Origin of the sequence: Pseudomonas sp. UBA6323, assembly GCF_002439135.1 — a bacterium.
Classification (GTDB): domain Bacteria; phylum Pseudomonadota; class Gammaproteobacteria; order Pseudomonadales; family Pseudomonadaceae; genus Aquipseudomonas.
Window position 1 is genome coordinate 60,034 of the sequence record NZ_DJSX01000041.1, and the last position, 22,501, is coordinate 82,534.

At 62.0% G+C, this 22,501-nt stretch carries 17 protein-coding genes and 1 pseudogene; 7 read left to right on the forward strand and 11 right to left on the reverse strand.

All coding sequences use genetic code 11. The annotated features are described in order from the left end of the window. The first annotated feature begins 30 nt into the window (after positions 1-30). A complete protein-coding gene (locus tag B3P22_RS09345; protein WP_275545157.1) occupies positions 31-372 on the forward strand; it encodes a cupin domain-containing protein in 342 nt (113 codons plus the stop codon). Between the two features lie 54 nt (positions 373-426). Next, a complete protein-coding gene (locus B3P22_RS09350; RefSeq protein ID WP_296270757.1) occupies positions 427-1,503 on the forward strand; it encodes a polyamine ABC transporter substrate-binding protein in 1,077 nt (358 codons plus the stop codon). Between the two features lie 67 nt (positions 1,504-1,570). On the opposite strand, the gene B3P22_RS23855 is transcribed toward B3P22_RS09350, so the two are convergent. The 4 genes and pseudogenes from B3P22_RS23855 to B3P22_RS09365 all read right to left on the reverse strand — a co-directional run bounded on the left by B3P22_RS23855 (position 1,571) and on the right by B3P22_RS09365 (position 6,419). Continuing rightward, entirely contained in the window at positions 1,571-2,398 is an 828-nt protein-coding gene (locus B3P22_RS23855) for a methyl-accepting chemotaxis protein (RefSeq protein WP_419096311.1), read from the reverse strand. A 30-nt stretch (positions 2,399-2,428) separates the two neighbouring features. Then, positions 2,429-3,490, reverse strand: a pseudogene (locus B3P22_RS23860) (HAMP domain-containing protein); the annotation flags it as partial. Between the two features lie 109 nt (positions 3,491-3,599). Beyond that, a complete protein-coding gene (locus B3P22_RS09360) occupies positions 3,600-4,640 on the reverse strand; it encodes an RNA methyltransferase (RefSeq protein ID WP_296270758.1) in 1,041 nt (346 codons plus the stop codon). A gap of 45 nt (positions 4,641-4,685) precedes the next feature. After that, a complete protein-coding gene (locus B3P22_RS09365; RefSeq protein WP_296270759.1) occupies positions 4,686-6,419 on the reverse strand; it encodes an N-acyl-D-amino-acid deacylase family protein in 1,734 nt (577 codons plus the stop codon). Positions 6,420-6,533: 114 nt separating this feature from the next. On the opposite strand from B3P22_RS09365, the gene B3P22_RS09370 reads away from it, so the two are divergent. Further along, on the forward strand, positions 6,534-7,538 hold the full coding sequence (locus B3P22_RS09370) for an AraC family transcriptional regulator (protein ID WP_296270760.1): 1,005 nt from the start codon (positions 6,534-6,536) through the stop codon (positions 7,536-7,538). Between the two features lie 11 nt (positions 7,539-7,549). Here the strand turns inward: B3P22_RS09370 and B3P22_RS09375 are convergent, their stop codons facing one another. Continuing rightward, complete coding sequence (locus B3P22_RS09375; RefSeq protein WP_296270761.1) at positions 7,550-8,596, reverse strand: DUF5924 family protein; 1,047 nt, start codon at positions 8,594-8,596, stop codon at positions 7,550-7,552. A 139-nt stretch (positions 8,597-8,735) separates the two neighbouring features. On the opposite strand from B3P22_RS09375, the gene B3P22_RS09380 reads away from it, so the two are divergent. After that, positions 8,736-9,029 carry a DUF1883 domain-containing protein gene (locus B3P22_RS09380; protein WP_013715667.1) on the forward strand — a complete coding sequence of 98 codons (294 nt, stop codon included), beginning with the start codon at positions 8,736-8,738 and terminating at the stop codon, positions 9,027-9,029. 231 nt (positions 9,030-9,260) lie between these two features. On the opposite strand, the gene osmE is transcribed toward B3P22_RS09380, so the two are convergent. Together osmE and metH are read right to left on the reverse strand one after the other, a co-directional pair. Next, positions 9,261-9,596: an osmotically-inducible lipoprotein OsmE gene (gene osmE / locus B3P22_RS09385; RefSeq protein ID WP_197855748.1), complete on the reverse strand. Its 336-nt coding sequence runs from the start codon at positions 9,594-9,596 to the stop codon at positions 9,261-9,263. A gap of 572 nt (positions 9,597-10,168) precedes the next feature. Beyond that, complete coding sequence (gene metH, locus B3P22_RS09390) at positions 10,169-13,879, reverse strand: methionine synthase (RefSeq protein WP_296270762.1); 3,711 nt, start codon at positions 13,877-13,879, stop codon at positions 10,169-10,171. A gap of 151 nt (positions 13,880-14,030) precedes the next feature. On the opposite strand from metH, the gene B3P22_RS09395 reads away from it, so the two are divergent. The 3 genes from B3P22_RS09395 to nfuA all read left to right on the forward strand — a co-directional run bounded on the left by B3P22_RS09395 (position 14,031) and on the right by nfuA (position 18,147). Beyond that, positions 14,031-16,307 carry a fatty acid cis/trans isomerase gene (locus B3P22_RS09395; RefSeq protein WP_296270763.1) on the forward strand — a complete coding sequence of 759 codons (2,277 nt, stop codon included), beginning with the start codon at positions 14,031-14,033 and terminating at the stop codon, positions 16,305-16,307. A gap of 166 nt (positions 16,308-16,473) precedes the next feature. Then, a complete protein-coding gene (locus B3P22_RS09400) occupies positions 16,474-17,496 on the forward strand; it encodes an acyltransferase family protein (RefSeq protein ID WP_296270764.1) in 1,023 nt (340 codons plus the stop codon). 66 nt (positions 17,497-17,562) lie between these two features. Beyond that, positions 17,563-18,147, forward strand: coding sequence for a Fe-S biogenesis protein NfuA (nfuA, locus tag B3P22_RS09405; RefSeq protein WP_197855744.1), 585 nt, complete (start codon positions 17,563-17,565; stop codon positions 18,145-18,147). Between the two features lie 52 nt (positions 18,148-18,199). Here nfuA and B3P22_RS09410 read toward each other — a convergent pair whose 3' ends face one another. From B3P22_RS09410 to B3P22_RS09425, 4 genes are all read right to left on the reverse strand, one after another. Next, positions 18,200-18,427, reverse strand: a complete 228-nt coding sequence (locus tag B3P22_RS09410; protein ID WP_296270765.1) for a DUF1272 domain-containing protein — start codon at positions 18,425-18,427, stop codon at positions 18,200-18,202. A gap of 121 nt (positions 18,428-18,548) precedes the next feature. After that, the gene (locus B3P22_RS09415) at positions 18,549-18,815 is read right to left on the reverse strand and encodes a hypothetical protein (protein ID WP_197855742.1); all 267 of its coding nucleotides are present in this window, start codon (positions 18,813-18,815) and stop codon (positions 18,549-18,551) included. A 171-nt stretch (positions 18,816-18,986) separates the two neighbouring features. After that, positions 18,987-20,180, reverse strand: a complete 1,194-nt coding sequence (locus B3P22_RS09420) for a catalase family protein (protein WP_296270766.1) — start codon at positions 20,178-20,180, stop codon at positions 18,987-18,989. Between the two features lie 33 nt (positions 20,181-20,213). Beyond that, entirely contained in the window at positions 20,214-22,088 is a 1,875-nt protein-coding gene (locus B3P22_RS09425; protein ID WP_296270767.1) for a di-heme-cytochrome C peroxidase, read from the reverse strand. Positions 22,089-22,501: the final 413 nt, after the last annotated feature.

The window sequence follows — 22,501 nt, forward strand, 5'->3', positions numbered from 1 at the left end:
ATGCCAGCCGTTCCTTTATCTGGAGTCCCCATGAACATTACCCATTTTCGTGACACCCCCAACGTCGTCCTGGATACGTCCAATCCTGTCGCCGTCCCGCTGGGCGAGCCGGTGGCGGTCGCCTCGACCACCAGTGTCGAGCGCAGTGACGGTGTTGAGACCGGTGTCTGGGAATGCACCCCAGGGCGTTGGCGCCGGCAGATCGTGCAGCAGGAGTTCTGTCACTTCGTGGCTGGGCGCTGCACCTTCACGCCTGACGGTGGCGAGCCTATCGAGATCCGCGCCGGCGACGCGCTGATGATGCCGGCCAACACCGTCGGCATCTGGGACATACAAGAAACGGTGCGTAAGACCTATGTGCTGATTTTCTGATCAGCACCTTTTCAGTGACTGCCTAGAACAACAAGACCATCGACGAGGTATTCCATGCTGAAGAAACTCCTGCCGTGCCTGATCCTGGCCGGCACCGCCCAAGCCGCCGACAGCGTGCGCATCTACAACTGGACCGACTACATCGCCCCGGACACCCTCAAGCAGTTCGAAAGGAACAGCGGCCTTGGCACTCATTACGACGTCTATGACAGCAACGAGACGTTGGACGCCAAACTCATGGCCGGGCGTTCCGGCTACGACGTGGTCTTCCCCTCCAACCACTTCATGGCCCGGCAGATCCAGGGCGGTGCGCTGAAGAAGCTCGACCGCAGCAAGCTGCCGAACTGGAACAACCTCAACCCGGTGCTGATGAAAGCGCTGGAGGTGAACGATCCGGGCAACGAGCACGGCTTTCCTTACCTGTGGGGCAGCACTGGTATCGGTTATAACGTCGACAAGGTGCGTGCGGTGTTGGGCGATGACGTAAAGATGGACAGCTGGGACGTACTGTTCGACCCGGTCACGCTGGCCAAGCTCAACCAGTGCGGCGTGGCGATCCTCGACAACGGCCCGGAAATGTTGCCGATTGCCCTGCATCATCTGGGGCTGCCGCATCACAGCAAGAACCCTGAGGACTACAAGCGTGCCGAAGCGCTGCTGATGGAAATGCGCAAGAACGTACGCTACTTCCACTCTTCCAAATACGTTGGCGACCTGGCCAATGGCGAGATCTGCATGGCGGTCGGCTTCTCCGGCGACATCATGCAGGCTGGCGCGCGTGCTACCGAGGCAGGCAATAGTGTGAAGATTCAGTACGAGATCCCGAAAGAGGGCGCGCCGATCTGGTTCGACATGGTAGCCATGCCGGCCGATGCCGGTCACGAGGAGGGGGCCTACGCCTTTATGAACTACCTGTTGCAGCCAGAGGTGATGGCGGGCATCAGCAACCATGTGAACTACGCCAACGGCAACCTCAAGGCCGACAGCCTGGTCGATCCCGCCCTCAAGGCTGACCCGACCGTCTATCCACCTGACGCGGTGATGGACAAGCTGTACACGCTGGAGGCCATGCCGCTGAAGATCGACCGGGTGCGCACGCGTATCTGGAGCAAGGTCAAGAGCGGCGTCTGATCGATACGATTAAAGAGCCCCGGCATGCCGGGGCTTTTTCTTGTGCGTGGATCTACGGCGCTTGGCATCAAACCTTGAAACGCCCGAGCAGGCGATCCTGCTGGCCGACCTGTTCCACCATCGAGCTGCACTGGTGCACCTGCTGTTCGGCGCCACCGGCCAGTTCGTGGCTGATGTCGCGGATGTTGGTGGTGTTGCGGTTGATTTCCTCGGTGGTGGCGCTCTGTTCTTCGGCGGCGGTGGCGATCTGCAGATTCATGTCGTTGATGCGGGTGATGGCCTCACGAATACGGCCGAGCATGTCGTTGGCCGCGCCGGCCTCTTCGGCGGTCTTGCTGGCCGTGTCGCGGCTCTGTTGCATGCGGTTCTCGGCCTGACGCACGCCGCCTTGCAACTGGTCGATCATCTGGCGGATTTCCTGCGTGGCCTGCTGCGTGCGCGAGGCCAGCGAGCGGACCTCGTCTGCGACCACGGCGAAGCCTCGGCCGGATTCGCCAGCGCGCGCGGCCTCGATGGCGGCGTTGAGCGCCAGCAGGTTGGTTTGCTCGGCGATGCTGGTGATCACCTGCAGGATCGATTCGATGTTGTGGCTGAGCTTGGCCAGTTCGTTGATCGCATGGCTGGTCTGGTCCATCTCGTCGGCCAGGTGACGAATCGCCGTGCTCGATTGTGACACCACGCGCACGCCGTTCTCGGTTTCCTCGTTGGCGGCTACGGCGGCCTGCGCCGCTGCCTGGGCGTTGCGCGCCACTTCCTCGGCGGTGGAGGCCATCTCCTGCATCGCAGTGGCCAGTTGATCCAGTTCCTGCAGCTGTTCCTGCAGGCGGCGCGCGGCCTGCTCCGACTCGTTGGAGGTCAAAGCGGTGCTTTCGCGGACCTGATGCGAGCTGCTCATCACGTCGCCAATCAGGCTCTGCAGCGTTTGCAGGAAGCGGTTGAACTCCTGTGATAACTCGCCCACTTCATCGTTGCTGGTGATCGCCAGGCGGCGCGTCAGGTCGCCTTCGCCGCTGTTGATCTCGCGCAGCGAGGTGCTGAGCAGGCCCAGTGGTTTGAGCAGGCTGTTCATCAGCAGGCCCAGCACCAACAGGCTGATGGCCACGCCAACGACAGTGCCGATCACCGCCAGCCAGGTCAGGCGATCGGCCTCGGCCATGACAATGTTCTCATCCAGCACGACGCCGATGTACCAGTCCATGCCGCGCAGATTGGGTAGCGGCGTGAAGGAAACCAGCAGGCTCTTGTCGCCGGCTTCGACCTCACGCAGCTCCTTGCCCAGCGCCGGGCTCTGGCCATCGAAGAGTTCGCTGTAGGACTTGCCGTTGTACTCGGCATTGGGGTGGGAAATGATGTTGCCCGAACGGCTGAGCAGGAAGGCGTAACCGGCGTCATTGAAATCCAGGGTGTTGACTGCATCGGCCACCGACTGCAGGCGGATATCGCCACCGAAGGCACCTAGGAATTGGCCGGCGTCGCTGATGCGCGCCACGGCGGAGATGAGGATTTCATTGGTGGTGGAATCGACGTAGGGTTCGGTCAGCACGGCCTGGCTGCCGCTCTTGGCCGTGCCGTACCAGGGCCGTTGGCGCCCGTCCCAGTCGGCGTTCGGCTTCCAGTCGTCGCTGTTCTTGATTGGTTTGCCATCCGCTTCAAGTGCGCCGAAAACCAGGATGAATTCGTCCTTGAGCAGCGGCGCGTCGATCACGCGCTGGGTTTGCTCCGGGCTGTAGTCGCTGTCGATGCTTTGTGCCATCAGATCGATCAGGCGCAGCTTGGCGTTGAGCCAGTTCTCGATCTGCCCGGCCAGGGCACTGCTCGACTCGGCAATGCTTTCCTCAGCCTGGCTACGCAGGGTGTCTCGTACCTGGCTGACCTGGGAAAGCGATAACAAGCTGGTGGTAAGGAAAAGCACGGTCGCGGCTGCGATACCGACCTTGTGGGCGATTTTCATGGGTGGCTCCTGGATGCGATAACGGCGGGTCTGCATCCATGCAAAGCGGTTCTTTACAAACCTAGTACAGTGCTGGCTTTTTGCCTGCTGGACGTGCGGTCTCTCTGTACGTTTCTTATCGGTTGGCAGCCGCCATTCTTGAGCCTCAGCCGCGATTTCGATGCAATCGGCTGGTATTGATCACGTCCACCGCACGGGCGCGCAGTTGCCCGCAACCACCGTCGACATCCTGGCCGGCCGAGTTGCGCACCTTGGTCAGCACGCCGCGGCTGTGCAGGTAGCGCACCATTTCGACGATGCGCTCGCCGTCTGGGCGCTGGTATTCGTCGGCTTCCAGGCTGTTGTAGGGGATCAGGTTGAGCACGGCGAACTTGCCCTTGAACAGGCGCAGGATGTTGTCCATTTCCTGCTGGCTGTCGTTGATGCCCTTGAGCAGCGTCCACTGATACTGAATCGGGTAGTCGATGCTGCGCGCGTAGGCTTCGCCCAGCTCCATCAGCTGCTCGGGATCGATGCGCGGCGCTCTGGGCAGCAGGCGTTGACGCAGTTCGGCGTCGGTGGTGTGCAGCGACAGAGCCAGGGCAGGGCGCACGCGCTGCTTAGACAGGCGCTCGAAGACACGGGGATCGCCAACCGTGGAAAACACCAGATTGCGGTGACCGATGCCGCCCTCGGTGCCGAGCAGGTCGATGGCCTCGAGCACGTTGTCGAGGTTGTGGGCGGGCTCGCCCATGCCCATGAACACCACTTTCTTCACTGCGCGTCGGCGACGGCCCAACACCACCTGAGCGACCATCTCGGCGCTGCTGAGCTGGCGCAGCAGGCCGCTCTTGCCGGTCATGCAGAAGGTGCAGCCGACGGCGCAACCGACCTGGCTGGAGATGCACAGGCCGTCGCGCGGCAGCAGAACGCTTTCGACCATCTGCCGGTCGGCCAGCTCTACCAGCAGGCGCGATGAGCCGTCAGCGCCCGGGTGTTCGGTGCTGACCCGGGCCAGTGCTTCGAGGCTGGCGGCGATGGCGGGCAGCCCCTCACGCACCGTCAGCGGCAGGAAGTTCTCGGTCTTCTGGTGCTTGGTGCCGGTATCCAGCGCCTTGCCCTGCAGCCAGGCACGGGTGATGCGCCCGATATGCTGGGGTTTGGCGCCGAGGTCGGCGAGGCGTTGGTTGAGTTCGGAGAGCTGCATGGGGCGCGCATGCTACCACCGCGACGCGCCCATGCGTAGGCCGTTTCAGCGCGCCGCGAGGAACTGGCCAAAACCGCGCTTGCGGCCCAGTTCAGGGACGATGCGCTCGTCGTCCACGGCCAGTTTGCCATTGATCAGCACATGGCTGACGCAGCCGGGATTGCGACAGACCATGCGCTGGATGCCGAAGCCTTGCATTTCGTCCCAGTTTTCCCGCTCCAGGTTCTGTTGCAGCCCGGCGGGATCGATCAGCACCAGGTCGGCGCGGTCACCCTGGCGGATGTAACCGGCCTCGATGCCGAGCCAGTCGGCCTGTTCGCCGGTCAGGCGGTGCACGGCCCGCTCCAGGCTCATCACCGGCTGGCCGTCGTCGTGACTGTCCTTGACCAGCTTGAGGAAACGCAGCGGCAGGTTGTAGAAGGCCATGTTGCGAATATGCGCGCCGGCGTCGGAGAAGGTGATCAGCGTATGCGGGCTGCGCACCATCTGCCGCAGCTTGTCCTGGCGATGATTGCCGATCACGGTGAACCAGCGCAGCTGGCGGCCGTATTGCACCACCATGTCGAGGAACAGGTCGACCACGTGCAGGCCGCGCTCGCGGGCGACCTCGGCGAAGTTCCTGCCGACTAGCGAGGTGTCCGGACAGTCGAGAATCACTGCATCGCCGAAATCGCGCTGCCAGACCCGCGGCGACAGTTTGTCGGCGTAGTACTTGCGGAAGGTGCGGCGGTACTCCTCGTTCTGCAGCAGCAGGTTGCGCTCGATCTGATCCTTGACGTCCAACGCCATCTCGCCGGCGCCGAACTCTTCGAACAGCACGATATCCATGCCGTCGGCGTAGATGGCGAAGGGTGTCGGCAAGAGTTGCCAGCGAAAATCGCCGCCGAGGCGGTTGGTCAGCCAGGCGGAGAAGCGGGCGAGCAGTGCCAGGCTGCGGTTGCCCTTGAGGTCGAGCAGGGAAATCAGCGTGGTCTTCAACGGCTTGCGCAGCAGGCCGATGGCTTCGCTGATGTACTGGGTGATCTGCAGCGGGTTGGCAGCATTGGGTGCGCCTTGGTGTACCCGCCCGCGCTGGCGCAGCAGACGATTGAGGCGGCGCACTTCACGCCAACGGGCGTAGGTGCTGGGCAGGCTCTTCGACCATTCGCGATCGCCGTCGATCTTGTCCCACTTCAGGCACATGGTGGACAGGCCAAGGAAGCCGCAATCCAGCGCTTCGCTGAGAATGGCTTCCATACGCTGCAGCTCGGCTTCCTCCGGCACCACCTGGCGGTCGGTGGCACGATGCAGGCCCATCACAGCCACGCGCAGGTCGCTGTGGCCGAGAAAACTCACCAGGTTCGGCCCCAGCGGATGCTGGTCGATGAACTCGCGCCATTGCCGCGGGCCGTTCCAGCGCTTGCGCTCACGCAGAATCGGCAACACCTTTTCGCGCGGTACGGTTTCCACGCGGGTGAAGATGTCTGACGCATCTTCGGCGTCGCTGCACACCATGCTCAAGGAGCAACTGCCCACCAGCACCGTGGTCACGCCGTGACGCACCGATTCGCTGAGGCTGGGCGCGACCATCAGCTCGGCATCGTAGTGGGTGTCAAGGAAGCCGGGTGTGATCCATTTGCCCTGGGCGTCGATGACCCGCTCGGCCAGGCTGGCGTCGAGCGGCTCGGCACTGACCAGGGCGATGCGGCCACCCTTGATCGCCAGGCTGCGGGTGGCGGAGGGGGCAGGGCTGCCGTCGAAGTAGCGGCCGCTCTGGATGATCAGATCGTATTGGGGCATGACGGAGGCCTCGGCTCTTGTTTTTGTGAGGCCAGACTAGGCGTCTGCGTAGCGCAAAACTTGTCATGACACGACAGTGTTGGCATCTTCGAGCGATCTGCCAGGAGGGGCACCATGTCCGTTCGCTATGAGGTACGCAGTGCTGCCCTGACCGGGCTGGAAGCCGAGGTGACCAGCCTGGGCGGCGATCTGCGCGTGCTTCTTGCGCGCGCGGGCATGAGCACCGATGCGCTGGACGATGGCGATAGCCTGATTCGCATTGAGCAGCTGATCCTCCTGCTGAACGAAGCGGCCGCGCAGCTGCAGTGTCCCGATCTGGGCTTGCGCGTGGCCAGCCATCAGGGGTTGGAGATGCTCGGTCTGTTGGGGCACCTGCTGGTGCGCGAGCCTGACCTGCAGGCGGCCTTCACGGCGGCGCAGCGCTATCTGGCCCTGCACAACAAGGCCGAGCACTGGCAATTGTTGATGCTGGAAGGGCGCATCCAGGTGCGGCGTATCGAGCATTTCTTCGCGGTCGACGGCGCCCAGCAGTACCGGGAGATGGCCATCGCCGCCTACGCGCGCCTGGTACGTGCGGTGGGCGGCGCCGACCTGCGCCCGCTGCGTGTGGAATTCAGCCACAGCCCCATGGCGCCGCGCATGCGCTATCGCCAGCATCTGGGTTGCGAGGTGCGCTTCGATCAGGAATACGACTGTCTGGTGTACGACGCCAGCATTCTGCAGCGCCCGGTGCTGGCCATGGCCTCAGATGATGCGCAGCGCCTCGAAGCGTCGCTGCGCGAACGCCTGGACAGTCTGCAGGACGATCTGGAGTTGCAGGTGCGCAGCCTGATCGTGCAGACCCTCGGCATGCGCCAGCATTCGCTCGGGCATATCGCCGAGCTGCTCGGCCTGCACCCACGAACCCTGCAGCGGCGCCTGCTCAGTGAGGGGCTGTGCTTCAAGCAACTGGTGCATCAGGTGAAGATGGATACTGCAGGTTGGCAGGTGCGGGCATCAAACATGCCGCTGACGCTACTGGCCGATGTGCTCGGCTATGCCGACCAGGCGGCCTTCAGCACGGCCTTTCGCAATCACTTCGGCCAGTCGCCGTCGAGCTGGCGCAAGGCGCATCGCTGAAGGGGCGATTGCTAGAGCGCTGGCGTGGTGGACTTGTGCGGCGCTGCAGACACCACTTCGAAGCGCAGTACGCCAATCATCTGTCCGGCTTCGGTGACGACTCGCACCTGCCAGCGACCCTCGGGCGAGGCGGGAAAATTGAGCTTGTGCGTCCAGGCGCGATAGCCCTCCTTGCGTCCGCCGCTGATCTCCAGGGCGATGCGATCGACTTCCCGGCCGTTGTGCTGCCAGACGTGATAGATGCGCTCGTTGAGGCCGCGCGGGGCGTTGATCGAGGTGTAAGCGTAGAGCCCGTCATTACTCAATTGCTGCGGCGTGATCCGCTTCAGGCTGGCGCCAGGCGTGCGCTGTTCACCATCGAAGCGGTTGCTGATCGCCACTTCTGTCAGCCACAGCGTTGCCGGTGGCACCCATACGCGTGCCATCCAGCCGGCGCTGGCCATGGCCAGGGGCAGGGCGGCCAGCAGCAAGGTGCGGCGCCAGCCGGCGACACCGATCAGTCCCGGCAGGCTCGGTAGTGCCAGCAGCGTGGCGACCGCCAGGGCGATGCGATAGCTCTGCGGCGTGCTGAGGTGGAAGATGATCGGCAACGCGGTGAGCATCACCGCGAACAGCGCAAGGCTGTGAAAGGCCAGCAGCAGCCAGCGTCGTGGTGCCAGCCAGCGGTAGTAGATCGGATCGGTGATCGAGGCCAGCGCAGCGACCGCCAGCAGGCCACTGAACAGCAATTGCCCGCTGTTCCAGGTGGTGGTGATGAAGAAGAACGGCAGGACGAAGAACAGGCTCTCCTGATGGATCATCTGCGTGCCGTAGCGCAGCAATGGCAGCGGCAACTCGAAGCCGAAGCGCTGGGCTATGCGCTCGCGCAGCAGGTTCTCCAGGATGAGCCAGACCCAGCTGACCACCAGCACCACGCCCAGTACCTTGGCCAGATTCGCCTGGCGGTCGACCAAAAGAAAGCTGGCCAGTCCCGAGCAGAAGCCGAACAGCGCAACCAGGCCGGGATAGCGCTTGAGCAGAGCAATCACAATGGGAATGCGGTCGAGCAGGGCTTTCATGTGGGCAGGGTGGTGCAATGATGGGCGCGCATCCTAGGCAGCGCACGGGTTGGTTGCAAGCGCGTCGTCAGCTGCGCTGGCGATGCCGCGCCGCTTGCGGCACTATTGCGCCCCCGTTTCACCACCGAGTCCGAATACGATGAAATTCATCCATCAACGTGAGCATCTGGAAGAGGGCGATCTGGTGGTCATCCAGTGCTCGCAACCGTGCAACATCCGCCTGATGAACGATGCCAACTTTCGCGCCTTCAGGAACCGTGGCCGACACAGTTACCACGGCGGCGCCTTCATCAAATTTCCTGCGAAGATCCGCGTACCCTCCAGCGGCTTCTGGAACATCACCCTGGATACCGTCAGCCGGCGTGCCGTGAGCATGACGCGCAAGCCGCAGATGGAATACAGCATCAAGATCGTCCGTCGCCCTGGCGCCTGATGGTTGCTGCTGCAGCTGCGGATCGAGAAAAAAGCTAAACGCTGACGGCCGCTTCGTGGTCACAACTCCTGAATCCAGAAAAAGGAGAGTCAGCATGCTCAAGTTTCTAGGCGGCACCGTCGGTATCATTTTCATCATCGGCCTGATCGTGGTGATCGGGTTGTTCAAACTCATCTTCTAGGCCATCAGGCGATCCCATCAGCCCCGCTGCGTGCAGCGGGGCTGATTGCATCAGAGTCTTTTGCGCTGGTTGCCCTGGTGCTGCTCGCAGGTCATGAAGCCCTTGCTGTCGACCCGGCCGTTGACGTCGAAGTCCACGTAGTAGGGTTGTTCCAGGCCATCGACATTCAGCACGTAGTTGTTGCAGGTGCCGCCGGTGACGCTGTTGCGCTCTTCGGAAGAGGGCGGGCCGCCGAGGGTGCGTACCTGCTCCATGGTCATGCCGTGGTCGACCTGCTTGACCAGTGGCTCGTTGCGAAACGTCACGTAGTCGGCCGGGTTCTCGATGGTCGAGCAACCGGTCATGGCGGCCGCTACGGCCAGTACTGCAAGGCTGTGCTTGTACATGTCATCGCTCCGTCGAATGAGCCGAAATGGCTCGACATGAGTTGGAGCGCTGTTGATGTATCGGAGTTCGTGTTTTTTCGATGATCGGCGCGCAGCGGGCTTTCCTGAACGGCCAGGTTTTTGCGGTGCAATTCGAGAAAGTTATCGCGGACAAGTCCGCTCCCACAGAGAGGGGCAGCGTTGGCACAGTCACCTTGTGGGAGCGGACTCGTCCGCGAAGCCTCGCGTCCTGCAGCGGCATAGGCTTGCCCGAAGGGCCAGAACCCTGAGGCCTGATCAAGCGGCGGGTTGCCGCCGCCCTACGCTTGCATCCCCTTCGGAACCGCCGTGGATTGCAACCTGCCCACGAATGAAAAGAGCCCGCGATAGCGCAATGCTGTTCACATAAGAAACGGTGTAATGCGATCAGTCCCCTCGCCCCTCCTGGGAGAGGGTTAGGGAGAGGGGGAACTGGCGGTTTTGCATCGTTCCAGCCCTCTCCCCCTCAGCCCCTCTCCCATAAATGGGAGAGGGGAGCCAAGCGCGTACAACCTTAAGTGAACAGCATTACCGCGATAGCGGGCTCTTTCGTATCAGTCGTCATAACCCAGGTTCGGCGCCAGCCAGCGCTCGCTGACGGCGAGGTCCTGGCCCTTGCGCTCGGTGTAACGCTCGATCTGATCCTTGTCGACCTTGCCGACGGCAAAGTACTGCGCCTCGGGGTGGGCGAAGTACCAGCCGGACACGGCGGCGGCCGGGAACATGGCGTAGTGCTCGGTAAGGAACACGCCGCTCATGCCGGCCTTGTTGTAGTCGGCCTCGGGATCGAGCAGCTTGAACAGCGTGCCTTTCTCGGTGTGGTCCGGGCAGGCCGGGTAGCCGGGAGCAGGGCGGATGCCCTTGTACTGCTCGCGGATCAGCGCCTCGTTGTCTAGTTGCTCGTCCGCCGCGTAACCCCAGTGCTCCTTGCGCACGCGCTCGTGCAGCCACTCGGCGCAGGCTTCGGCGAGACGGTCGGCGAGGGCCTTGACCATGATCGCGTTGTAGTCGTCGCCCTTGTCCTGGTAAGCCTTGGCCACTTCTTCGGCGCCGATGCCGGCGGTGGTGATAAAGCCACCGACGTAATCCGTAATGCCGCTTTCCTTCGGCGCGACGAAGTCGGCCAGGGACAGGTTCGGCTTGCCGTCCGGCTTGATGGTCTGCTGACGCAGGTGGTGCAGGGTGGCGAGTTGCTCGCCGCTGTCGCCGTAGACTTCGATATCGTCGTCACGCACCTGATTGGCCGGCCAGAAACCGAACACGGCGCGGGCCTTGATCAGTTTCTCGTCGATCAGTTTGCGCAGCATCGCCTGGGCATCGTTGAACAGGCTGGTGGCCGCCTCACCGACCACTTCGTCGGTAAGGATGCGCGGGTATTTGCCGGCCAGGTCCCAGGAGATGAAGAACGGCGTCCAGTCGATGTACTCGGCCAGTACGTTGAGGTCGATATCGTCGAGCACTTTGGCGCCGGTGAAGCTCGGTTGCGGTGCGCTATAGCCGGCCCAGTCGAACTTCGGCTTGTTGGCGATGGCGTTTTCGTAGCTCAAGCGCTCGGTGCGGGTCGCCCGGGCGGCGGTGCGCTCACGCACTACCACGTATTCGTCACGGGTCTTGCGCACGAAGTCGGGTTTGAGCTCCTTGGACAGCAGTTGGGTCGCCACGCCCACCGCGCGGGAGGCGTCGGTGACGTAGATCACCGCATCATTCTTGTACTGCGGGTCGATCTTCACCGCGGTGTGCGCCTTGGACGTGGTCGCGCCGCCGATCATCAGCGGCAGGGTAAAGCCCTGGCGCTGCATTTCCTTGGCGACGTGGACCATCTCGTCCAGCGACGGGGTGATCAGCCCGGACAGGCCGATGATGTCGCACTTCTCGGCGATGGCGGTCTGCAGGATCTTCTCCGCCGGCACCATCACGCCCAGGTCGACGATGTCGTAGCCGTTACAGCCCAGCACCACACCAACGATGTTCTTGCCGATGTCGTGCACGTCGCCTTTCACGGTGGCCATGAGGATCTTGCCCTTGGCTTCCGGCTTATCGCCTTTCTCGGCCTCGATGAAGGGAATCAGGTGCGCCACGGCCTGCTTCATCACCCGGGCGGACTTGACCACCTGGGGCAGGAACATCTTGCCCGAGCCGAACAGGTCGCCGACCACGTTCATGCCGCTCATCAACGGGCCTTCGATGACCTCGATGGGCCGCGCGCATTGCTGGCGGCATTCCTCGGTGTCCTCGACGATAAAGGCGGTGATGCCCTTGACCAGCGCGTGCTCCAGGCGCTTGTCGACCGGCAGCGAGCGCCACTCCTCGTTCTCGACTTCCTTGGCGGCGCCATCGCCCTTGTACTTGTCGGCGATGGCCAGCAGCGCCTCGGTAGCGCCGTCGTTACGGTTGAGCACCACGTCCTCGACCGCGTCGCGCAGCTCCTTGGGAATCTCGTCGTAGATCTCCAGCTGGCCGGCGTTGACGATGCCCATGGAGAGGCCGTTCTGGATGGCGTAGTAGAGGAATACCGAGTGGATCGCCTCGCGCACCGGGTTGTTGCCACGGAAGGAGAAGGACACGTTGGACACGCCGCCCGAACTCAGCGCATACGGCAGCTGGTCGCGGATATAAGCGCAGGCCTCGATGAAGTCCACCGCGTAGTTGTTGTGCTCTTCGATGCCGGTGGCAACGGCGAAGATGTTCGGGTCGAAGATGATGTCTTCCGGCGGGAAGCCCACTTCGTTGACCAGGATATCGTAGCTGCGCTGGCAGATTTCCTGCTTGCGCGCGGCGGTATCGGCCTGGCCGACTTCGTCGAAGGCCATCACCACCACCGCGGCGCCATAGCGCTTGCACAGCTTGGCGTGGTGCTTGAACTGCTCGACGCCTTCCTTCATGGAAATCGAGTTGACGATGCCCTTGCCCTGGATGCACTTCAGGCCGGCCTCGATCACCTCCCACTTGGAGGAGTCGATCATGATCGGCACGCGGGAAATGTCCGGCTCGCCAGCGATCAGGTTGAGGAACCTGACCATGGCGGCCTTCGAGTCGAGCATCCCCTCGTCCATGTTGATGTCGATCACCTGGGCGCCGGCTTCCACCTGCTGCAGGGCGACTTCCAGGGCCTCGGTGTAGTTCTCCTCGCGGATCAGCCGGGCGAACTTGGCCGAACCTGTGATGTTGGTGCGCTCGCCGACGTTGACGAACAACGACTGGCGATCGATGGTGAAGGGCTCCAGGCCCGACAGGCGGCAGGCCTTGGGAATCTCCGGAATCGGGCGCGGCTGGTATTTGGCGACCGCCTCGGCGATGGCCTGGATGTGACCCGGCGTGGTGCCGCAGCAGCCGCCGATGATGTTCAGCAGCCCCGATGCAGCGAATTCCTCGACCACCTCGGCCATCTGCGCCGGGGTTTCGTCGTATTCACCGAAGGCGTTCGGCAGGCCGGCGTTGGGGTGCGCGGACACGTGGGTGCCGGCCTTGGCCGCCAGTTCGGCCAGGTAAGGGCGCAGTTCCTTGGCACCGAGGGCGCAGTTCAGGCCCACGGAAATCGGCTTGGCGTGGGCCACCGAGTTCCAGAAGGCTTCGGTGGTCTGACCGGACAGGGTACGGCCGGAAGCGTCGGTAATGGTGCCGGAGATCATGATCGGCAGTTCAACGCCGTCCTCGTCGAACACCTGCTGCACGGCGAAGATCGCCGCCTTGGCGTTGAGGGTGTCGAAGATGGTCTCGATCAGGATCAGGTCGGCGCCGCCCTCGATCAGGCCGCGGGTCGCTTCGGTGTAGTTCTCCACCAGCTCGTCGAAAGTGACGTTGCGGTAGCCGGGGTCGTTGACATCCGGGGAGATCGAGCAGGTGCGGCTGGTCGGGCCGAGTACGCCGGCGACGAAACGCGGACGATCCGGGGTTTCCAGGGTCTTGGCGTCCGCCACTTCGCGGGCCACACGGGCGCCAGCGACGTTCAGCTCATAGACCAGCGACTCCATGTCGTAGTCGGCCTGGGACACCTGGGTGGCGTTGAAGGTGTTGGTTTCCAGGATGTCGGCACCGGCATCCAGGTAGGCCTTTTCGATGGCAGCGATAATCTGCGGCTGAGTCAGCAGTAGCAGGTCATTGTTGCCCTTGACGTCGCTCGGCCAGTCGGCGAAGCGCTCGCCGCGGTAGTCGGCTTCTTCGAGCTTGTAGCTCTGGATCATGGTGCCCATGCCGCCGTCGAGAATCAGGATGCGCTCCTTCAGGGCTTGCTGGAGGGCTTGGAGGCGGGCGCTGCGATCGGACATGAGAACTACCTGAGCAAAGCGGGAACAAAGGTGCGCGATGATAGCAAAGCTGCAGGGCTCTGGAGCGCCGCGAGCATTCCCATGAATTTCATTCATGTTGCGGAGGGCGCCGTCTCGTTAGAATTGCCGCTTCGCAATAAAGGACGTGGTCATGTTCAAGCCCGCTGCACTGTTGTTTCTTTCCTTCGCAGCCGGTCTGGCCCGTGCCGAAGCCGTTTCCTATATCGATGACGTCCAGCCCATCCTTACCCACAAGTGCGTGGCGTGCCATACCTGCTACGACGCACCTTGTCAGCTCAACCTCGGCAGCGGCGAGGGCGTCCTGCGTGGCGCCAGCAAACAGCTGGTCTACGACGGCACGCGGACCAAGGCGCAAGCCACCACACGGTTGTATCTGGACGCGCAAGGCGAGGCGGCCTGGCGGCAGCGCGATTTCCATTCGGTGCTCGACGGTGAAAACGGCCAGGTCGCGCTGATCAAACACATGCTGGAGCTGGGCCGTAGCGAGCCAGTCGAACCCAACGCCAAGCTCCCTGACGACCTCGATATCGCCATCACCCGCAGCAACAGTTGCCCACTGCCGGGCGAGTTCGCCGCCTATGCGCAGAAAAATCCCCATGGCGGCATGCCGTTCGCCGTAACCGGCCTGAACGATGACGAGTACGCCACGCTGGAGCAGTGGCTGGCGCAGGGCGCGCCAGTGGCTGAGCAAGCGCTCAAGCCCAGCGCTGTCGAGTTGCGCCAGGTGCAGCAGTGGGAAAATTTCCTCAACGCTCCCGGTGCGCGACAGGACCTGGTCTCACGCTGGCTGTATGAACACCTGTTTCTGGCGCATCTGCACTTCGAGGATGGCGAGCCCGGGCACTTTTTCCAGATGGTTCGCTCGCGCACCCCGAGCGGCAAACCCATCGACCCCATCGCCACGCGTCGCCCGAACGATGATCCGGGTACCGAGTTCTACTATCGTCTGTGGCCGATCCAGGGCGTGATCGTGCACAAGACCCACATCACCTATCCGCTGAGCGAAGACAAACTGGCGCGGGTCAAAGCCCTGTTCTTCGGCGAAGACTGGACGCTCGACGCGGTGCCGGGCTATGGCGCGCAGCGCCGCGCCAATCCGTTCGAAACCTTCGCTGCGATTCCGGCGCAGGCGCGTTATCAGTTCATGCTGGATAACGCCGAATACTTCGTGCGCACCTTTATCCGAGGCCCGGTGTGCCGCGGGCAGATTGCCACCGACGTGATTCGTGACAACTTCTGGGCGTTGTTCCAGGCGCCGGAGCACGATCTCTACATCACCGATGCCGAATATCAGCGTGAAGCCACGCCGCTTTTGGCCATGCCCGGCCAGGTCGATGAGATCGGCGATCTGCTGGGTCTGTGGCGTAACTACCGAGACAAGCGCAACGATTACGAGAATCTGCGCAAGGACGCCTACGCCGATGCGCCGCCGGCTGACTGGGCGCATATCTGGAGCGGCAACGACAATGCGTTGCTGTCGATCTTCCGCCAGCACGACAGTGCCTCGGTGCGCAAAGGCTTGCTCGGCGAGGTGCCGCAAACCCTCTGGTGGCTGGACTATCCGCTGCTGGAGCGCACCTACTACCAACTGGTGGTCAACTTCGATGTGTTCGGCAACGTCTCGCATCAGGCGCAGACGCGCTTGTACTTCGACCTGATCCGCAACGGTGCCGAGGTGAACTTTCTGCGCCTGTTGCCGGCAGGCTCGCGTGAGGCCTACTTGGACGACTGGTACCAGAACAGCGGCAAGCTGAAGATGCTGCTGGACTACACCTCGGTCGATCACCGCTCGCCGAGCGCCCTCGGCCTGACCGGCAAGGACCCGAAGAAGCAGTTCGCCGAGCAACTGCTGCAGCGCCATGCCAAGCTCAATGCGCGGCCCGATCCGATCAACCGCTGCTTGGGCGCGCACTGTTATCGCGATGGTCTGCCCAAGGAACTGCAGCATGCCGAGCAGTCACTGTCGCGCCTGGCCAGTCGTCCGGCAGGGGGCTTGCGAGTGATCGACCAGTTGCCGGAAGCGACCATGCTGCGGGTGGAGCTGAGCGATGGTTCGCGCGAGATCTACAGCCTGCTGCGCAACCGCGCGCACAGCAACGTGGCCTTCATGCTGGGTGAGGAGCTGCGTTATCAGCCTCGCCTCGACACCCTGACCATCTATCCGGAAGTGCTGAGCAGCTATCCGAACTTCATGTTCAACGTGAAAGCCGGTGAGGTGGATGACTTCGTCAAACAGATGGAGGGCGTGCGCGACGCAAAATCCTTCGAGCGCGTCGTCGAGCGCTGGGGCGTGCGCCGCAGCCATCCCGAGTTCTGGCGCTATTTCCACGATCTGGCCGAGCATATCCGTGAAACCCAGCCGCAGGAGGCCGGGGTGCTGGATATGAACCGCTACCAGAACCTCTAACGAAGCGCTGGAAGCAGCGCGCGGCTGACCGATGCCTGCGCGCCGCCTGCAGCCTGTCGCTCACTGTTGCTTCCGCCGACCTTTCCTCTGCCGCTGCGGTCGGACCCTTTGGTTGCCAGATTCAGGCAGCCCGGCTCGAACAGCGAAAGGGGGCGATGGCGGTTTCATGCTGGTTTCAGTGCAGGCTTTACGGGCGTTGGCGGCCTGGGTTGTGGTGTTTCATCACGTCATGCAGGTGTTCTTCAATTTCAAGGCGGACAGTTTCGTCGGTCGGCTGTTCGCCGAAAGGGGCGCGGTTGGTGTCGACATCTTCTTCGTCATCAGCGGGTTGGTGATCTATCTGTCCACCCGGGGCAAGACGATCACGCCCTGGCGCTTCATGCTCAATCGTGTGCTGCGCATCGTCCCGGCCTACTGGCTCTACTCGTTGATAGCGGCGCTGATCATCGCCTTCGCCAATCCGGTGATGCCGGTGCAGGAGTTCGATCTGCATCATCTATTGCTCTCGCTGCTCTTCATCCCAGCGGAGAATCCTGGCGGCTTTGGCCTCTATCCGACGCTCAACGTCGGTTGGACGCTGAATTACGAGATGTTCTTCTACCTGCTGTTCGCACTGGCCTTCATCGTCACTGAGCGTCTGCGCCTACTGTTCATCGTCCTGGCCCTGGCCGCTTTCAGTCTGCTGGCGACCCAGCCGTGGATGAGCGATTTCTACCGCAACAGCATCGTCTACGAGTTCATCTTCGGCATGCTCCTGGGTGTACTTTACAAGCGCGGCTGGATTCGCCAGGGATTTTGGCTGCCGCTGCTGGTAATCGCGGCTTCGCTGCTGACCATCTATCACTTCGACAGCTCCGTGCGCCTGCTGCATTGGGGGCTGCCGAGCGCGTTGATCGTCGCTGCCTGTATCGCCATGGAGCCCTGGTTAAAGGGCAATCGGCTGTTGAGCCAACTAGGCGACTATTCCTACTCGGTCTACCTGCTGCACGTGATCGTACTGTCGCTGGGCTGGTACCTGCAGGCCCGCCTCGATCTCTCGCCTGCGGTCGTCATCGCGGCCTGCGTACCGGTGATCGCCCTGGCGGCCTGGGCCAGTTATGAGCTGATCGAAAAGCGTTTCGTCGTTCACGCCAAAGTCTGGGGCGGGCAGCGAGCAGAGCGGGGAAGGCTGCAGTCTTATCCTGAGTAAATTAGTAGGACTTTATTCGGGTCGCCACTTGGCGTACAATCCGCTGCATGACCGTGAGGAGTTGCCATGAGTGCCATCACCATTACCCAAGCTGCCGAAGACTACCTGGCCGAGCTGCTGAGCAAGCAGGACACCCCGGGTATCGGCATCCGCGTTTTCATCACCCAGCCAGGTACGCCTTATGCGGAAACCTGCATCGCTTACTGCAAGCCGGGTGAGCAGAAGCCTGAAGACACCGCCGTGGGTCTGGCCAGTTTCACTGCCTGGATCGATGGTATCAGCGAGCCTTTCCTGGAAGACGCTGTCGTCGACTACGCCACCGATCGCATGGGCGGCCAACTGACCATCAAGGCGCCGAACGCCAAGGTGCCGATGGTCAATGAGGACAGCCCACTGAACGAACGTATCAACTACTACCTGCAGACCGAGATCAATCCTGGTCTGGCCAGTCACGGTGGTCAGGTGACGTTGATCGACGTGGTCGACGAAGGTATCGCCGTGCTGCAGTTCGGTGGTGGTTGCCAGGGTTGTGGTCAGGCCGACTACACCCTCAAGGAAGGCATCGAGAAAACCCTTCTCGAGCGTATTCCCGAACTCAAGGGTGTGCGTGACGTGACCGACCACAGCAATCGCGAAAACGCCTACTACTGATAGGCGCTTTGCACATGAAAAGGGGCGACCGAGAGGTCGCCCCTTTTTCATTTCAGGCCTTGCGTACGCGTTTGCTGGAAGCAGGAAAGCGCTCGAGTTTTTCCGCAGGGCGGATCGGCCGCTTCACCAGTTCGCCGCCGCAGTTCGGGCAGCGCAGCCCAAGGGCCGTCTCGGCGCAGGAACGACAGAACGTGCACTCGAAGGAGCAGATCAATGCGTCGGAACTGGCTGCCGGCAGATCGCAGTCGCAGTTCTCGCAGTTGGGGCGTAGTTCAAGCATGGCGCTAGGCTCGGCACAGTGGGTGATTGCAGCAGTCTGCAGTCCCTCCAGGGCCAAGCGCAACGGGGTAAAGCGTGCTTTCCGTAAAGAGCACGGGGCGCACAAGGCGCCCCGAAAAGACTTACTCCGGCATGCTCCACGGTGCCAAGTCGAAACCCTGGCTGCGCAGCTCATCACGGGAGTGCTGCAGCGCATCTTCCAGCTGTTGCGGGTCGCTGTAGGTGGCGCAGGACAGCTGGCGACCTAGCAGGCGGGTGCTGGTGCGGTCGACGACGCTGATGTTGACGATGCCGGTGCCGTCCTGCGGAGCCCAAGCCACGCACTGGAACGGGCGAAAGGCACGATCGGCAATCAGCAAGGCTTCGTTGAAACGCAGCGGTGTGTTCATGGGTTCGGTTTCTCCGAGTTGATCCCAACAATTAATTGCGGCCAGCTTGTTGGCCTTACATTGCTGTTGATGAACTGAGCGAACCCATAAGTCACACATCGCTGAAAAAAGTTTTATTGCTGTGCGAAGTGCCTCGGTAAAAACTTCTGGCGTCTCGGCGATTACAACTTTCTACTGTGAAAGTTCCTTCTGCGCTTCCTCTGCGATCGGCTGCGGCTCAGGCGCAGCGGGGGCTGGGGCGTTGCGCTGATGGCGGTAGGCGCTTACTGCTTCATATACCGACTTGCGCAAACGGTTTATGCCGCCGATAGGACGGTGTTCGGGTAACGCATGCCAGGGGTTGAAGGACAAATTGTCGCAGAAGAGATTTTGTTCGCGGCTGTCGAAGTCCTGCGGCTGCACGGTAATACGCGCGACGCTTTCAAAGGGCGATATCTTTTCGTTCCATTCCACTGTCGGATCTTCGATGGGCATGTAGTGCTGCGCGTTCTGTTTTTGCACCTGAAGTTCGAAGCACGCCGGTGCGCGATCCAGTGACAGTTGCTGGTAAAGCGCATTGCGCAGGAAGTTGGGCAAGTCGGTGTTCTGTTCCGGCAGTTCATAGGGTGGGCAGTTCTGCGCAGCCGGTATGACTCGGTACTTGATGTTCAGCTCACCGAGCTTGAACGGTGCAATGGAATTGTAGGTGGTAGCCACCGGGCTTTCCGGTGCAGGCGCCAGGGTTTTCAGGGCGATGATCAGGTGGCGTACTTCCCAGGTGCGCGGATCCCAGCTGGGAAAGAACGCCAGGGCCTTCTTGCCGTCGGCCTGGGCGGCGAAGTTGCTGCGGTATTCAGCCACGTCTCGCACGAAGAAGGCCGGGTGATTGAACATCACGAAATCCTGCTCGCCAGCATGTGCCGGGCTCTTCATGAGTTTCTCACCCGGTACGTCGAGCAGCTTGATGGCCATGCCGCGGGCATCGCGGGCGCGGTCGAATTGCGGATAGGCGTTGCCGTTGGACAGGCGCATCCATGCTTGCCAGGTATGCCCTGGCTCACTGAACACGCCTTGGCGCAATGATTCGTCCAGCGTATCCAGCACCTGCATCTCTGCCCGGACACAGCCGTGTGCCTTGGCATGGGCATCGCGCAACACGCGGGTATTGTCACGGTGCTGCTCGACGATGCGCACCGCATCTTCGATGATCAACCGGCTCAGTGCGGCTTCATCCGGAGCGATTTCTTCTTCAGTGGAAACCGGGCCGGAGAATTTCCAGGCGTAATAGGCCTCGCCCAGTCCCCAGCCAACCAGGCCGAGCAGCGCGACGGTGAGCAGCAGTTTGCCGAGCAGGCGACCGAGCCAGAGCCAGAAGCGTTTCAACATCGTTGCAATCCTTGTTCTAGGTATCGGTTGAAATCAGCCTTCGCAGCTCGGGCCGGGCGTCCAGGGGCGTACCGGCACATCGCTGAGCTGGGTTTCCAGTTCGGCATTGCCGAGCACCTTGAGGTATTCGATCAGCGCCAGACGCTCGTCCGGCGACAGGGCGCGGCCGATCACGCCTTCCTGGCGGCAGCCGTCGCGGAATTCATGACCGCCGTTGCCATTGCCGGTGACCCGGGTGTCGAGCAGGAAGCCGCCCTCGAACTCTTCGCTGCGATAGCCCACGCGTACCGGGTCGTATTCGAAGTTGCCGACCCAGAACTTGGCTTGTCGCTCGTAAATGGGGGAGAGCAGCTCGAACAGATTGGGCACCGAGCCGTTATGTAGAAAGGGCGGGGTGGCCCAGATGCCGTCCAGCGGGCGGGCCTTGTAGCCGCGCTTCTCCTGAACACCGATGGGCAGGCCGTAGCCGTCCATTTCCTGGCGTTGGCGCGGCCCGATGCCGGCGTCCTGATAGGCGCGGTTTTCCACATAGGCAGTGATGTAGGCAAGGGCCTTGGCACTGGAAAGGCTCTTGAAATCCACATCATCGAGGCTGGCGCCGTACAACCTTACATCCAGCTTCGACAGTTCGGCCTTGGTCCAGCCCAGGCGGCTGATGTCGAAACGATGATCGGCGATATTGTCGGCAGTGGTCGGATCGGTACCGACGATGCTGACCGGCACCACGCGCATTTTCCACTCGGGATCGCGTGATGGCGCCAGACGCTCGTCCCGCGGTTTGGGATCGGCAGCGTGGCAGTAAGCGCAGTTTTCGCTGTAGAGGGCCTTGCCGCGACTGGCCAGGGGCAAATCCACCGCGCCGAATATGGCTTGCGGCCATTTTGGTGGCTGCAGCTGTTTCAGGGTTTCCTCGAGGGTGTACAGATCGTGCAGGCGCACGCTGGAGGCGTAGCGATCGGCCTCGGTGACGCCTTTGCCGTGTTCGTCGAGCAGATGCAGGCTGGCGCCGACGCCAAGGGCCTCGCCGACGTTGCGCGCCATCGGTTGCATGGCCGAGCCATTCCATTGCACCCAGTCGAACGTCCAGATGTCCCAGAGATGTGGGTAGCTCACCGGGGCATTGGCGATGCGGTAATTGCTGTCGTCAAGGTCGTCGCCGAATACGGTGTTGGCGATACGGCCGAATGCATCGGTACGACCAAATCCTTCCTCGGTCGGGTAAAGGCCGCGATGCCAGTCGTTGAATGCAGTCGCCAGCAGGCGGTCGAGCACCTGTTTGAATTCCTCGCGCAACTGATCACGGCCTTGCTCGTACTGGTCGCCCAGCACTTGCTGGGCGAAGCGACGGAATTTCAGCGGGTTGTAGTAAGTGAAGGCCATGCTCATGCCCAGCGCCTGGCCGAAGCCACCGCCGCGCAGGGTGGGTACGGTGGATGCCAGCGAATGCAGGGCGGCGCCGCCATCGATGCGCACGGCATGGCCCTGGTAGCGCAGCTCACCGGTATGGCAGGCAGCGCAGCTGATATCGAGAAAGTGCTCGCCGCTCTCGCTGTCCTGATGCCTGGCGAAGCCGACGGGCAGGTTGCCGGGGTTGAGTGCGCTTGGCTGCTGCCTGGGATCGGTGAGAAAGCCGAAGCGGGCCAGGTAATCGAGACGGGCGAACTTTTCCGTGCTGAAGGGCATTTCCAGCGCAGTGAACCAGTCGTAGTGCAGGCCTTTGACCGTGGTGCCTTGCGGTGTGTAGTAGTAAGTCTGGCGCTGCTCCTCGCTCCACTGCTGCAGATAATGCAACTTGTCTGGCTGCTGGTAGGTCGGCAGGTTGGGGTTGGCCACGTAGTACAACACCACCGCCAGGCCGATCAACGCCAGCAAGATAACGAGTTTGAAAACACGGCGGAGCAGACGCATCGGAACATCCTTGTGGCGTTCTTATTAATTGGCTCGTTATGCCAATACTGCAGGCTATTGGCAAGGTGCCATCGCGATGATCATGAAAACTGCGCAATAACCCACAGGAACAAGGCTTATAGAGAAATGATCCATTAAGCGTCAAAGTTCTTGCTAGCGTTACATTTGTGTGCGCCAAAGCATTGTTTTTATTGGGATACAAAATAATGGCGCCAAGGATGGAGTATGCAGGCTGTATCCGTAGTATCCCGGCGTTTACTGGTGCTGGAGCCTTTCGCTGCATGCGAGACGTTGCTTGAGCCTCTGCGGGCCTCTGGCTGGACCTTGCAGCTTTGTCCGGCAGATACCTTTACAGCCGATGGAGGTGATGCGCTTCTGCTTCACCTCGACCAGCAACCTGAATACGCATTGCT

Coding starts and splice junctions, on each gene's coding strand:
- B3P22_RS09345 (WP_275545157.1), top strand. CDS start 31: ATGAACATTACCCATTTTCGTGACACCCCCAACGTCGTCCTGGATACG.
- B3P22_RS09350 (WP_296270757.1), top strand. CDS start 427: ATGCTGAAGAAACTCCTGCCGTGCCTGATCCTGGCCGGCACCGCCCAA.
- B3P22_RS23855 (WP_419096311.1), bottom strand. CDS start 2,398: ATGAGCAGCTCGCATCAGGTCCGCGAAAGCACCGCTTTGACCTCCAAC.
- B3P22_RS09360 (WP_296270758.1), bottom strand. CDS start 4,640: ATGCAGCTCTCCGAACTCAACCAACGCCTCGCCGACCTCGGCGCCAAA.
- B3P22_RS09365 (WP_296270759.1), bottom strand. CDS start 6,419: ATGCCCCAATACGATCTGATCATCCAGAGCGGCCGCTACTTCGACGGC.
- B3P22_RS09370 (WP_296270760.1), top strand. CDS start 6,534: ATGTCCGTTCGCTATGAGGTACGCAGTGCTGCCCTGACCGGGCTGGAA.
- B3P22_RS09375 (WP_296270761.1), bottom strand. CDS start 8,596: ATGAAAGCCCTGCTCGACCGCATTCCCATTGTGATTGCTCTGCTCAAG.
- B3P22_RS09380 (WP_013715667.1), top strand. CDS start 8,736: ATGAAATTCATCCATCAACGTGAGCATCTGGAAGAGGGCGATCTGGTG.
- osmE (WP_197855748.1), bottom strand. CDS start 9,596: ATGTACAAGCACAGCCTTGCAGTACTGGCCGTAGCGGCCGCCATGACC.
- metH (WP_296270762.1), bottom strand. CDS start 13,879: ATGTCCGATCGCAGCGCCCGCCTCCAAGCCCTCCAGCAAGCCCTGAAG.
- B3P22_RS09395 (WP_296270763.1), top strand. CDS start 14,031: ATGTTCAAGCCCGCTGCACTGTTGTTTCTTTCCTTCGCAGCCGGTCTG.
- B3P22_RS09400 (WP_296270764.1), top strand. CDS start 16,474: ATGCTGGTTTCAGTGCAGGCTTTACGGGCGTTGGCGGCCTGGGTTGTG.
- nfuA (WP_197855744.1), top strand. CDS start 17,563: ATGAGTGCCATCACCATTACCCAAGCTGCCGAAGACTACCTGGCCGAG.
- B3P22_RS09410 (WP_296270765.1), bottom strand. CDS start 18,427: ATGCTTGAACTACGCCCCAACTGCGAGAACTGCGACTGCGATCTGCCG.
- B3P22_RS09415 (WP_197855742.1), bottom strand. CDS start 18,815: ATGAACACACCGCTGCGTTTCAACGAAGCCTTGCTGATTGCCGATCGT.
- B3P22_RS09420 (WP_296270766.1), bottom strand. CDS start 20,180: ATGTTGAAACGCTTCTGGCTCTGGCTCGGTCGCCTGCTCGGCAAACTG.
- B3P22_RS09425 (WP_296270767.1), bottom strand. CDS start 22,088: ATGCGTCTGCTCCGCCGTGTTTTCAAACTCGTTATCTTGCTGGCGTTG.